Source organism: Streptomyces sp. NPDC104581 (genome assembly GCF_055583685.1).
In genome coordinates this window covers 19,908-32,488 of the sequence record NZ_JBVJNN010000019.1, presented here as the reverse complement: position 1 = coordinate 32,488, position 12,581 = coordinate 19,908, and the positions used below count along the sequence as shown (strand labels likewise).

The 12,581-nt window shown below is 71.6% G+C and carries 11 protein-coding genes; 1 reads left to right on the top strand and 10 read right to left on the bottom strand.

The window, feature by feature from the left end:
• Positions 1–14: 14 nt before the first annotated feature.
• The 6 genes from carB to pyrR form a co-directional block, all read right to left on the bottom strand.
• Complete coding sequence (carB, locus tag ACZ61E_RS17590) at positions 15–3,335, bottom strand: carbamoyl-phosphate synthase large subunit (RefSeq protein ID WP_469700512.1); 3,321 nt, start codon at positions 3,333–3,335, stop codon at positions 15–17.
• Positions 3,328–4,479, bottom strand: coding sequence for a glutamine-hydrolyzing carbamoyl-phosphate synthase small subunit (gene carA / locus ACZ61E_RS17585; protein ID WP_469700511.1), 1,152 nt, complete (start codon positions 4,477–4,479; stop codon positions 3,328–3,330). Before carA ends, carB begins: the two co-directional genes overlap by 8 nt.
• Positions 4,476–5,132 carry a PH-like domain-containing protein gene (locus tag ACZ61E_RS17580; RefSeq protein WP_469700593.1) on the bottom strand — a complete coding sequence of 219 codons (657 nt, stop codon included), beginning with the start codon at positions 5,130–5,132 and terminating at the stop codon, positions 4,476–4,478. Before ACZ61E_RS17580 ends, carA begins: the two co-directional genes overlap by 4 nt.
• Positions 5,133–5,143: 11 nt before the next feature.
• A complete protein-coding gene (locus tag ACZ61E_RS17575; protein WP_469700510.1) occupies positions 5,144–6,430 on the bottom strand; it encodes a dihydroorotase in 1,287 nt (428 codons plus the stop codon).
• A 2-nt stretch (positions 6,431–6,432) separates the two neighbouring features.
• Positions 6,433–7,455, bottom strand: a complete 1,023-nt coding sequence (locus ACZ61E_RS17570) for an aspartate carbamoyltransferase catalytic subunit (protein ID WP_469700509.1) — start codon at positions 7,453–7,455, stop codon at positions 6,433–6,435.
• Between the two features lie 120 nt (positions 7,456–7,575).
• On the bottom strand, positions 7,576–8,151 hold the full coding sequence (pyrR, locus tag ACZ61E_RS17565) for a bifunctional pyr operon transcriptional regulator/uracil phosphoribosyltransferase PyrR (protein ID WP_469700508.1): 576 nt from the start codon (positions 8,149–8,151) through the stop codon (positions 7,576–7,578).
• Between the two features lie 216 nt (positions 8,152–8,367).
• Here pyrR and bldD point away from each other — a divergent pair, with 216 nt between their 5' ends.
• Positions 8,368–8,868, top strand: coding sequence for a transcriptional regulator BldD (bldD, locus tag ACZ61E_RS17560; RefSeq protein WP_023542978.1), 501 nt, complete (start codon positions 8,368–8,370; stop codon positions 8,866–8,868).
• Between the two features lie 414 nt (positions 8,869–9,282).
• On the opposite strand, the gene nusB is transcribed toward bldD, so the two are convergent.
• The 4 genes from nusB to ACZ61E_RS17540 form a co-directional block, all read right to left on the bottom strand.
• Positions 9,283–9,720, bottom strand: a complete 438-nt coding sequence (nusB, locus tag ACZ61E_RS17555) for a transcription antitermination factor NusB (RefSeq protein ID WP_469700507.1) — start codon at positions 9,718–9,720, stop codon at positions 9,283–9,285.
• Between the two features lie 2 nt (positions 9,721–9,722).
• Positions 9,723–10,289, bottom strand: a complete 567-nt coding sequence (efp, locus tag ACZ61E_RS17550; protein ID WP_147877598.1) for an elongation factor P — start codon at positions 10,287–10,289, stop codon at positions 9,723–9,725.
• An 83-nt stretch (positions 10,290–10,372) separates the two neighbouring features.
• Positions 10,373–11,485 carry an aminopeptidase P family protein gene (locus ACZ61E_RS17545; protein ID WP_469700506.1) on the bottom strand — a complete coding sequence of 371 codons (1,113 nt, stop codon included), beginning with the start codon at positions 11,483–11,485 and terminating at the stop codon, positions 10,373–10,375.
• A gap of 104 nt (positions 11,486–11,589) precedes the next feature.
• Complete coding sequence (locus tag ACZ61E_RS17540; protein WP_469700505.1) at positions 11,590–12,570, bottom strand: AAA family ATPase; 981 nt, start codon at positions 12,568–12,570, stop codon at positions 11,590–11,592.
• Positions 12,571–12,581 lie beyond the last annotated feature (11 nt).

Sequence of the window (12,581 nt, the reverse complement as noted above, 5' to 3'; positions counted from 1 at the left end):
GGCAGCAGGCTCTCCTACTCTTCGCGCGCGGCGACGAGGTGCTCGGCGTGTTCCTGGAGCGAACGCACGCCGGCTCCGCCGTGGTTGAGGGCGTCGATGCCCTGGACGGCGGCCGCGAGGGCCTGCACCGTCGTCAGGCACGGGACGCCGCGCGCCACGGCCGCGGTGCGGATCTCGTAGCCGTCGAGCCGGCCGCCGGTGCCGTACGGCGTGTTGACGATGAGATCCACCTCGCCGTCGTGGATGAGCTGGACGATGGTCCGCTCGCCGTTCGGGCCGGTGCCCTCGAACTGCTTGCGCACGACCGTGGCGTTGATGCCGTTGCGGCGCAGGACCTCGGCGGTGCCGGAGGTGGCGAGCAGTTCGAAGCCGTGTGCGACCAGTTCGCGCGCCGGGAAGATCATGGAGCGCTTGTCGCGGTTGGCGACGGAGATGAAGGCGCGGCCCTTGGTGGGAAGCGGGCCGTACGCCCCCGCCTGCGACTTGGCGTACGCCGTGCCGAAGACGGAGTCGATGCCCATGACCTCGCCGGTGGAGCGCATCTCCGGGCCGAGGACGGTGTCGACGCCGCGTCCGTGGATGTCGCGGAAGCGCGACCACGGCATGACGGCCTCCTTGACGGAGATCGGCGCGTCCATGGGCAGGGTGCCGCCGTCGCCGCGGGCGGGCAGCAGACCCTCCGTACGGAGGCCGGCGATCGTCGCGCCCAGGGAGATCCGGGCGGCGGCCTTGGCCAGGGGCACGGCGGTGGCCTTGGAGGTGAAGGGCACCGTGCGCGAGGCGCGCGGGTTGGCCTCCAGGACGTAGAGGATGTCCCCGGCCAGCGCGAACTGGATGTTGATCAGACCGCGGACACCGACGCCGCGCGCGATGGCCTCGGTGGAGGCGCGCAGCCGCTTGATGTCGAAGCCGCCGAGAGTGATCGGCGGCAGGGCGCACGCCGAGTCGCCGGAGTGGATGCCGGCCTCCTCGATGTGCTCCATGACACCGCCGAGGTACAGCTCCGTGCCGTCGTAGAGCGCGTCCACGTCGATCTCGATGGCGTCGTCGAGGAAGCGGTCCACCAGGACGGGCCGGGTGGGGCTGATCTCGGTGGACTCGGCGATGTACGCGGAGAGCCGGGCCTCGTCGTACACGATCTCCATGCCGCGGCCGCCCAGGACGTACGAGGGCCGGACCAGCACGGGGTAGCCGATCTCGTCGGCGATGGCCTTGGCCTCGCCGAAGGTGGTGGCCGTGCCGTGCTTGGGCGCGGGCAGGCCGGCCTCGGCGAGGACGCGGCCGAAGGCGCCGCGGTCCTCGGCGGCGTGGATCGCCTCCGGGGAGGTGCCGACGACGGGTACGCCGTTGTCCTTGAGGGCCTGCGCGAGCCCGAGGGGGGTCTGGCCGCCGAGCTGGACGACGACGCCCGCGACGGGCCCGGCCAGGGTCTCCGCGTGGACGATCTCCAGGACGTCCTCCAGGGTGAGCGGCTCGAAGTAGAGCCGGTCGGAGGTGTCGTAGTCGGTGGAGACGGTCTCCGGGTTGCAGTTGACCATCACGGTCTCGTACCCGGCGTCGCTCAGCGCGAAGGAAGCGTGCACACAGGAGTAGTCGAACTCGATGCCCTGTCCGATGCGGTTGGGGCCGGAGCCGAGGATGATCACGGCGGGCTTCTCGCGCGGCGCGACCTCGCTCTCCTCGTCGTAGGAGGAGTAGAAGTACGGGGTCCTGGCGGCGAATTCGGCGGCGCAGGTGTCGACCGTCTTGTAGACGGGGCGGACGCCGAGCGCGTGCCGTACCTCGCGTACGACGTCCTCGCGCAGCCCGCGGATGCCGGCGATCTGCGCGTCGGAGAAGCCGTGCCTCTTGGCCGCGGCGAGGAGTTCGGGGTCGAGGCGGTCGGCGGCGGCCAGCTCGTCCGCGTACTCCTTGATCAGGAAGAGCTGGTCGACGAACCACGGGTCGATCCTCGTCGCGTCGAAGACCTCCTCCTGGGTGGCCCCGGCGCGGATCGCCCGCATGACGGTGTTGATCCGGCCGTCGGTGGGGACCTTCGCCAGCTCCAGCAGCTCGGCCTTGGTACCGAGGTCTCCGGGGTCGCCGGTGAAGTCGAACTGGCTGCCCTTCTTCTCCAGCGAGCGCAGCGCCTTCTGGAGCGACTCGGTGAAGTTGCGGCCGATGGCCATCGCCTCGCCCACCGACTTCATGGTGGTGGTGAGGGTGGCGTCGGCGGCGGGGAACTTCTCGAAGGCGAAGCGCGGGACCTTCACCACGACGTAGTCGAGGGTCGGTTCGAACGACGCCGGGGTCTTCTCGGTGATGTCGTTGGGGATCTCGTCCAGCGTGTATCCGACGGCGAGGCGCGCGGCGATCTTGGCGATGGGGAAGCCGGTGGCCTTGGATGCGAGCGCGGAGGAGCGCGAGACCCGGGGGTTCATCTCGATGACGATGATCCGGCCGTCGACGGGGTCGACGGCGAACTGGATGTTGCAGCCGCCGGTGTCGACGCCGACCTCGCGGATGATCGCGATGCCGATGTCACGCAGCCGCTGGTACTCGCGGTCGGTGAGGGTCATCGCGGGCGCGACGGTGATGGAGTCGCCGGTGTGGACGCCCATCGGGTCGAAGTTCTCGATGGAGCAGACGACCACGACGTTGTCGTTCCTGTCGCGCATCAGCTCCAGTTCGTACTCCTTCCAGCCGAGGATGGACTCCTCCAGGAGCACCTCGGTGGTCGGCGAGAGCATCAGGCCCTGTCCGGCGATGCGGCGCAGCTCGTCCTCGTCGTGGGCGAAGCCGGAGCCGGCGCCGCCCATGGTGAAGGAGGGGCGTACGACGACGGGGTAGCCGCCCAGTTGCCCGACGCCGGCCAGGACGTCGTCCATCGAGTGGCAGATGACGGAGCGGGCGGACTCGCCGTGGCCGATCTTGGCGTTGACGGCTTCGACGACGCCCTTGAAGAGGTCGCGGTCCTCGCCCTTGTTGATGGCCTCGACGTTGGCGCCGATCAGCTCGACGCCGTACTTCTCCAGGACGCCGCCCGCGTGCATGGAGATCGCGGTGTTCAGCGCGGTCTGGCCGCCGAGGGTGGGCAGCAGCGCGTCGGGGCGCTCCTTGGCGATGATCTTCTCGACGAACTCGGGGGTGATCGGCTCGACGTACGTGGCGTCGGCGATCTCCGGGTCGGTCATGATCGTCGCGGGGTTGGAGTTGACGAGGATGACGCGCAGGCCCTCGGCCTTGAGTACGCGGCAGGCCTGGGTTCCGGAGTAGTCGAACTCGGCGGCCTGACCGATGACGATCGGGCCCGAGCCGATGACCAGGACGGACCGGATATCGGAGCGCTTAGGCACGCTGGCCCTCCATCAGGGATGTGAAGCGGTCGAAGAGGTACGCGGCGTCGTGCGGGCCGGCGGCCGCCTCGGGGTGGTACTGGACGCTGAAGACCGGCCGGTCGAGGAGCCTGAGCCCCTCGACGACGTCGTCGTTGAGACAGACGTGGGAGACCTCGGCGCGTCCGTAGGGGGTGTCGGAGATCCGGTCGAGCGGGGCGTCGACGGCGAACCCGTGGTTGTGCGCGGTGACTTCGACCTTGCCCGTCGAACGGTCCTGCACGGGCTGGTTGATGCCGCGGTGGCCGTACTTGAGCTTGTAGGTGCCGAAGCCCAGGGCGCGGCCGAGGAGTTGGTTGCCGAAGCAGATGCCGAAGAGCGGTGTGCCGCGCTCCAGCACGCACTTGACGACGGTGAGGTCGGCGGTGGCGGGGTCGCCGGGGCCGTTGGAGAGGAACACGCCGTCCGGTCCGACCGCGTACACGTCCTCGACGGTGGCGGTGGCGGGCAGGACGTGCACCTCGATGCCGCGCTCGGCCATCCGCCGCGGGGTCATGCCCTTGATGCCGAGGTCGATGGCGGCGACGGTGAACCGCTTGGTGCCGACGGCCGGGACGACATAGGTCTCGGTGGTGGCGACCTCCGCGGAGAGGTTCGCGCCCTTCATCGGGGGCGCCTCCCGCACGCGTGCGGTCAGCGCCGCGTCGTCGTCCAGGACGCCCCCGGCGAGCGCGTCGCCGGAGAAGATGCCGACGCGCATCGCGCCGCGCTCGCGCAGATGGCGGGTGAGGGCGCGGGTGTCGACGCCGCTGATGCCGACGACGCCCTGGCGCAGCAGTTCCTCGTCGAGGGAGCGCCGGGAGCGCCAGTTGGAGGGGACGCGGGCGGGGTCGCGTACGACATAGCCCGCGACCCAGATCCGGCCGGACTCGTCGTCCTCGTCGTTGACGCCGGTGTTGCCGATGTGCGGGGCCGTCATGACGACGACCTGGCGGTGGTAGGAGGGGTCGGTGAGGGTTTCCTGGTAGCCGGTCATGCCGGTGGAGAACACCGCCTCGCCGAAGGTCTCCCCCACGGCCCCGTAGGCACGGCCGCGGAAGCTGCGGCCGTCCTCCAGGACGAGTACGGCGGGAGCCTTGCCGGCTCCCCGGGTGGAGAGGGTCATCGTGCGGTGCCTTCCGTCGTGACTGGTGCGTCCGTGACTGGTGCGTCGTCGCCCGCGGTGGCCGGCGCGTCCGTGGCCGGCGCCTCGGGGGCCGGCGCGCCGGGCGTGGTGGGCGACTGGTTCATGAGGTTGACCGCGTCGACCCAGGCGGCGTGCTCCGCCGCCCGGTCGGAGCGGAAGCCGGAGTCGAGCAGCCGGTCGCCGTGCTGCCAGGTGAGGACCAGCAGTCCGCCCTCGGCGAGGACCTTCCCGGCGATGCCCTTGTCGAGCCGCGCTGCGCGCAGCCGGCCCGCCGGCACGAAGAAGTCGGTGGCCCCGGGCCGTACGACCGCCACGCCCGCGTCGGTGAGCGTGAGTTCGGCCCGGCTGCGGACCCCGAGGCCGTGGGCGACGATCCGGTCCAGCCACTGGCCCGCGCTCGTGGAGCCGTGGTACCTGCCGCTGAGCCGCAGTCTCACGTCCCCGTCGGCGACGGGCGCCTCCGGGACCGCCGGCAGTTCCGGCAGGTCGGACTGGAGGCTTCCGCGCCACTTCCAGCCCTGCCGCATCAGCCAGTAGACGAACGCGATGAACACGAGCAGGCCCACCACCCAGCCGATGCGGGCGGCCCAGTCGGTCACCTCCGCCGATTTCTGTTCGGCGGCCAGATTGATCAGTGCAGCGCTCACGCCAGATTCCCGTCGACGACCGTGGCACGGCCCCGCAGGAAGGTGTGGGTGACGCGTCCCGGCAGCTCACGGCCCTGGTAGGGGGTGTTACGGCTGCGGGAGGCGAAGCCCGCGGGGTCCACCTCTCCACGGTAAGCGGGATCGACGAGCGTGAGGTTGGCGGGCTCACCTGCCGAGACGGGACGGCCGTGACCGGCGAGGCGGCCGATCTGCGCGGGCCGCACCGACATCCGGTCGGCGACGCCCGCCCAGTCGATCAGACCGGTGTCGACCATCGTCTGCTGGACGACGGACAGCGCGGTCTCCAGGCCGACCATGCCCATGGCCGCCGCCGCCCATTCGCAGTCCTTGTCCTCGTGCGGGTGCGGGGCGTGGTCGGTGGCGACGCAGTCGATCGTGCCGTCCGCGAGGGCCTCGCGCAGCGCCAGGACGTCGGCCTCGGTGCGCAGCGGCGGGTTCACCTTGTAGACGGGGTTGTAGGTGCGTACCAGCTCGTCCGTCAGCAGCAGATGGTGCGGTGTGACCTCGGCGGTGACGTTCCAGCCCTTCGACTTGGCCCAGCGGACGATCTCGACCGAACCGGCGGTGGAGAGGTGGCAGATGTGCACGCGGGAGCCGACGTGGGCGGCCAGCAGCACGTCGCGGGCGATGATCGACTCCTCGGCGACGGCGGGCCAGCCGCCGAGACCGAGTTCGGCGGAGACGATGCCCTCGTTCATCTGGGCGCCCTCGGTGAGCCGGGGCTCCTGGGCGTGCTGGGCGACGACGCCGTCGAACGCCTTCACGTACTCCAGCGCCCGGCGCATGATCACCGCGTCGTCCACGCACTTGCCGTCGTCGGAGAAGACCCGCACCCCGGCGGCCGAGTCGTGCATGGCGCCCAGCTCGGCGAGCTGCTTGCCCTCCAGGCCGACGGTGACGGCGCCGACGGGCTGTACGTCGCAGTAGCCGGACTCCCGGCCGAGCCGCCAGACCTGCTCGACCACACCGGCGGTGTCGGCGACGGGGAAGGTGTTGGCCATGGCGTGGACGGCGGTGAAGCCGCCGACCGCCGCCGCCCTGGTGCCGGTGAGGACGGTCTCTGAGTCCTCGCGGCCGGGCTCGCGCAGATGTGTGTGCAGGTCGACGAGGCCGGGCAGCAGGATCTGGCCCTCGGCCGCCACGACGGTGGCGTCGCCGGCCTCGATGCCGGTGTCCACACGTTCGATCACCGTGCCGTCGACGAGGACGTCGCGGGCCTCGCCGCCGAGGATCCTGGCGCCACGGATAAGGGTCTTGCTCATGGTTACTTGTTCTCCTCGGTGGCGGACGCGGGGCGGGAATGGGTGACGGCGGGTTCGTTGCCGCCAAGAAGCAGATACAGGACGGCCATCCGGGTCGAGACGCCGTTGGCGACCTGCTCGACGGCCGTGCAGCGGTCGGAGTCGGCGACCTCGGCGGTGATCTCCATGCCCCGGTTCATCGGGCCGGGGTGCATGACGATCGAGTTGTCGGGCATCCGTCCCATCCGCTCGCCGTCGAGTCCGTAGCGCCGTGAGTACTCGCGCTCGGTCGGGAAGAACGCGGCGTTCATCCGCTCGCGCTGGACCCGCAGCATCATCACGGCGTCGGACTTGGGCAGCACCCGGTCCAGGTCGTACGAGACCTCGCAGGGCCACTTCTCGACGCCGATCGGCAGCAGGGTCGGCGGGGCGACGAGGGTGACCTCGGCGCCGAGGGTGTGCAGCAGCAGGACGTTCGAGCGGGCGACCCGGCTGTGCAGGATGTCGCCGACGATCGTGATGCGGCGGCCTTCGAGGTCCCGTCCGATGCCCGCGTCGGCGCCGACCAGCCTGCGGCGCATCGTGAAGGCGTCAAGGAGGGCCTGGGTGGGATGTTCGTGCGTGCCGTCGCCCGCGTTGATGACGGCGCCGTCGATCCAGCCGGAGTTGGCGAGCCGGTAAGGGGCGCCGGAGGAGCCGTGCCGGATGACGACGGCGTCGGCGCCCATCGCCTCCAGCGTGAGCGCGGTGTCCTTCAGCGACTCTCCTTTGGAGACCGACGAGCCCTTGGCCGAGAAGTTGATGACGTCGGCGGAGAGCCGCTTGGCGGCGGCCTCGAAGGAGATCCGCGTGCGGGTCGAGTCCTCGAAGAAGAGGTTGACGACGGTACGGCCGCGCAGCGTCGGCAGCTTCTTGATGGGCCGGTCGGCGACCCTCGCCATCTCCTCGGCGGTGTCGAGGATCAGTACGGCGTCGTCGCGGGTGAGGTCGGCGGCGGAGACGAGATGGCCGGGGGTTCGGGGGCTTGCCCCTGGGAGGCGCAGCATCGGGTGTGCTCCGTTGTGTGGAGGTGGTTCCGGGTTCCGGGTCTCCCCGGCGGGCACGGCGGCGTCAGGGCGCGCCGGGGCGCGGGCCGTTGTGCGGGTCCGCGGTGGACGGGCGGGCCGCTACCGCTCGTCGGCCGGGTCGGGGCGGCGCAGGCCCAGCAGTACGGTGTCGCGGCCGTCCTCCTCGGCGAGCTGGACCTTGACCGTCTCGCGCAGCGAGGTGGGGAGGTTCTTGCCCACGTAGTCGGCGCGGATGGGCAGTTCGCGGTGGCCGCGGTCGACGAGGACGGCGAGCTGCACCGCGCGGGGCCGGCCGATGTCGCCCAGCGCGTCGAGGGCGGCGCGGATCGTGCGGCCGGAGAAGAGCACGTCGTCCACGAGGACGACGAGTCGTCCGTCGACGCCGTCGGCCGGGATGTCGGTGCGGGCCAGCGCGCGGGCGGGCCGCATGCGCAGGTCGTCGCGGTACATCGTGATGTCGAGGGAGCCGACCGGGATCTTGCCGCCGGTGATCTCTTCGAGCTTGTCGGCAAGCCGCCGGGCCAGGAAGACGCCACGGGTGGGGATGCCGAGCAGGACCACGTCGTCGGCGCCCTTGGCGCGTTCGACGATCTCGTGGGCGATACGGGTCAGGGCCCGTGCGATGTCGGGTGCCTCCAGCACGGGGCGGGCGGCATCGGAGCTGTGCGTGTCCATGGGAAACGGACCTCCTTCTCCGCCTCACGGGACGGACGTTAAAGGACGTCGGATTTGCGCCGTCGACATTACCAGGTCCGGCGCGCTTTTCCGGACGTGTGGAGGGGCGGGTACGGACCATTCGGCTTGACGCATCCAAGTCACGCTGCGTAACCTCACAGTGAGTTACCAGCCACGCGGCGGAGCCGCAGATTGTCCCAGCGTCCGGGGAGCCTTATGTCCAGCGAATACGCAAAGCAGCTCGGGGCCAAGCTCCGCGCCATCCGCACCCAGCAGGGCCTTTCCCTCCACGGCGTGGAGGAGAAGTCACAGGGCCGCTGGAAGGCAGTGGTGGTGGGGTCGTACGAGCGCGGCGACCGCGCGGTGACCGTGCAGCGCCTCGCCGAGCTGGCCGATTTCTACGGTGTCCCGGTGCAGGAGCTGCTGCCGGGGACGACGCCCGGCGGAGCGGCCGAGCCGCCGCCGAAGCTCGTCCTGGACCTGGAGCGTCTCGCCCATGTCCCGCAGGAGAAGGCGGGCCCGCTCCAGCGTTACGCGGCGACCATCCAGAGCCAGCGCGGTGACTACAACGGCAAGGTGCTGTCGATCCGCCAGGACGACCTGCGCACGCTGGCGGTCATCTACGACCAGTCGCCGTCGGTCCTCACCGAGCAGCTGATCAGCTGGGGTGTGCTGGACGCCGACGCGCGGCGCGCGGTGGCCCACGACGAGGGCTGACACCGCGGCACAGATCAGCAGAAACGTCACATCCGAGAGGGGCGGACCGCGAGCGGCGGGCCGCCCCTCCGGCGTGTCGCCCTCGGCAGGAGGTGTGGCCGCCCGGTGCGCGCCCGGCGGGCACCGGGCGGCCTTGTCGGGCACGGGCCCGTCTCCGGGAGCACCCAGACGGCGTCGGCGGCCCCGCGGACCGGCCACGGACGGGAAACGCGCCCACCGGGAGGAAGGTCACCGGGCGCACCGCTCGGGTCGCACACGCGTGAAGGCACCGGGACGGACGTACGGATCGCGCGTCACACGAATGGCCCAGCGGCCGACAGCCGGTTTCGCTCGCCGGTTCGGACCGCGGGTGCGGTCCGAACCGGCGAGCGGCGTTCCCGGCCACGAGAGCGCCCGGGACAGGAGCCGCGGGAGCTACTCGGCGTCGGCGCGGAGCAGGCTCGGCTTGAGATCCTTGAACCGGCCGAGGAGGCCGTTCACGAAGGACGGCGAGTCGTCGGTGGAGAACTCCTTGGCGAGCTGGACCGCCTCGTCGATCACCACGGCGTCGGGCGTGCCGTCCACCCACACCAGTTCGTACGTGCCGAGCCGCACGATGTTCCTGTCGACGACCGGCATGCGGTCGAGCGTCCAGCCCACCGAGTAGGTGGTGATGAGTTCGTCGATCCGGTCCGCGTACCGCGCGTACCCCTCGACCAGCTCCATCGTGTATTCGCTGACCGGCGGCTGGCGGTCGTCGGTCCGGGCGTGCCGCAGCCAGTCCGCGAGGACCGTCTGCACGGGCGCCCCGCGCTGGTCCGCCTCGAAGAGGATCTGGAAGGCGCGCTTACGGGCCTTGTTGCGGGCAGCCACGGTTAGCTGTTCACCCGGCCGAGGTACTCACCGGAGCGGGTGTCGACCTTGATCTTCTCGCCGGTCGTGATGAAGAGCGGGACGCCGATCTCGTAACCGGTCTCCAGCTTCGCGGGCTTGGAACCGCCGGTGGAGCGGTCGCCCTGCACGCCGGGGTCGGTGTGCTCGATGACGAGTTCGACGGCGGCGGGCAGCTCGACGTAGAGCGCGTTGCCCTCGTACATCGCGACCGTGGCCTCGAAGCCCTCCAGCAGGAAGTTCGCGGCGTCGCCGACGATCTCCCGGCTGATGTGGATCTGGTCGTAGGTGCCCATGTCCATGAAGACGAAGTACTCGCCGTCCATGTACGAGAACTGCATGTCGCGGCGGTCGACGTTGGCCGTCTCGACCTTCACGCCGGCGTTGAAGGTCTTGTCGACGACCTTGCCGGAGAGCACGTTCTTCAGCTTGGTGCGCACGAAGGCGGGGCCCTTGCCGGGCTTGACATGCTGGAACTCGACGACGGACCAGAGCTGGCCGGAGTCGAGCTTGAGAACCATGCCGTTCTTGAGGTCGTTCGTGGAAGCCACGGTTGCGGAATCTCCTGGACTGAAGCGGGGTGGGACCACGGGTGCGCGCCACCACCGCGACCGGCGCAAAGCTTGCCGGAGCACTACAGCGCGAGCAGTTCCTTGGTCGTAATGGTGAGTAGCTCGGGTCCGCCGTCCGCCACGGGGCGGACGACGAGCGTGTCATCGATCCGGACGCCGCCCCGGCCCGGGAGGTGGACCCCCGGTTCGACGGTGACCGGCACACAAGCGTCCAGTTTACCCATGGCGGTGGGTGCCAACTGCGGGTCCTCGTCGATTTCGAGCCCGACACCGTGCCCGGTACGGGACGCGAGCCCCTCGCCGTACCCCGCCGACTCCAGCGGCCGGCGGGCCACGCGGTCCACGTCGCGGTAGGCGGTGCCGGGCGTCAGGGCCTCCCGACCTGCCCGTTGTGCCGCGAACACCAGGTCGTACAGATCGATCTGCCAGTCGGCGGGCGACGATCCGATGACGAAGGTGCGGCCGATCTCGCAGCGGTACCCGTGGTAGTTGGCACCGAGGCGTACGGAGAGGAAATCGCCCTCCTCGACCCTGCGGTCCGACGGCCGGTGGCCGGCGCGGCCCGAGTTCGGCCCGGTGGCCACCGAGGTACGGAACGCCGGTCCGTCCGCCCCGTGGTCGACCAGGCGCCGCTCCAGTTCCAGCGCGAGATGCCGTTCGGTGCGGCCGACGAGGATCGATTCGAGCAGTTCACCCAGCGCCTGGTCGGAGATCTCGGCGGCGATCCGGAGCTGGGAGATCTCCTCCTCGTCCTTGACCGTCCGCTGCTGTTCCACGGTGCGGCCGAGATCGGCGAGGCGCAGCCGGGGCGCCACGGAGCGCACGGCCCGGTGGCGGGCGACGGTCAGATGGTGCTCCTCGACGGCGAGGGTGCGGGCGGTGGCCGGGTCGAGGAGGTCCGCGGCGGCGACGGCCGGATCGCCCGTCGTGGTGGGCAGCACGCTCAGCCGCAGCTGCTCGTCGGGGCGGCCGTCGGCGGGGTCGCCGGTGGAGGTACGGGGGCAGAGCAGTACGTCGCGCTGGTCGGCGACCCCGAGCAGCAGGACGGCGCCCGGTGGAGCGCCGCCGGCGAGATAGCGGACGTTGGCGGGCAGGGACACCAGGGCGGCATCGGTGCCGGCCGCGGAGCACCGGTCGCGCAGCAGCCCGCGACGGACCGCGAACACCTCTGACATGTACCGAGCCTATGAGCGCGGGCCCGGCTCGGCGCGCCGGAGCGTCCGACCGGGGTGGCCGGGGCACCGGGCGGCCCCGGCCCGCCGCCGGTCTCCGGCGCCCGCTACCAGGCCGGCGGGCTCGCGATCGAGCGGGCGAGTACGTCGTCGAGGACGCGGGCCGTCGTCTCGACGTCGTACTTGGAGTTGTCGATGATCGGCAGTCCCGAGCCGTACCAGCCGGCCATCCGGCCGTGGATGCCCGCCACCTCCTCGTCCGAGAGCCTGCGGTTGCCGCTGCGCTCCGCGTTGCGCTCCAGGACGATCTCCAGGCCGGGCAGCAGGACGACGGGCAGCAGGCCGGGGCCCACGTGGCGCTTCCAGCCGCCGAGGCCGACGACGGGGCGGTCGGGGAAGACCGCGTCGTCGAGGATGCAGGAGATCCCGTTGGCGAGGAAGTTACGGGCAGCGAAGCCGCAGGTGCGCCGGGCCAGCCGGTACTGCGCCTCGGAGTGCTCGTTCCACCCCGTCTGCGGGTCCGCGAAGCCGGAGCAGACCCATTCGCGTACGTCGTCGAGGCTGATGTGCGCGGTGGGGACCTGCCGGCGGGCCGCCCAGTGCCGGGCGACGGTCGTCTTGCCCGCGCCGGCGGGGCCGATCAGCAGGACGGCCAGCGTGGCGGCGCCGGTACCGCTGTCGGCGGGATGCGGTACGGGGAGCGGGACCGGCCCGCCCGGCGGCAGCTGCACGTGCCCGGTCGAGTCCGGCGGCGGGGCCGGGGGCCCCTGCTGCGGCACGGGCGTGCCGGGCGGTCCCGGCGGGATCCGCTGCGGTCCGCCGGTCCGGCCGGCCGGTGGCGGACCCGGCTGCGGGGCGCCGTGCGCGTGCGGGCCCGCCGGGGCGCCGGGGTCCGGCTGCCCGCCGTACGGCGCCGCGGCCGGGGCGGTCGGGTGCCCGTGGGGCGCGGGAGGGCCGGCCTGCGGTGCGCCGTGCGGTGGCGGACCGTGGGGCGGCGAGCCGTGCGCCCAACCGCCCGGTCCCTGACCGCCCGTGCCGTGCGCCGAGCCATGGGGAGGCGGCAGCGGAGCCCCCACTGCGTGCTGCATCCGGTGCCACT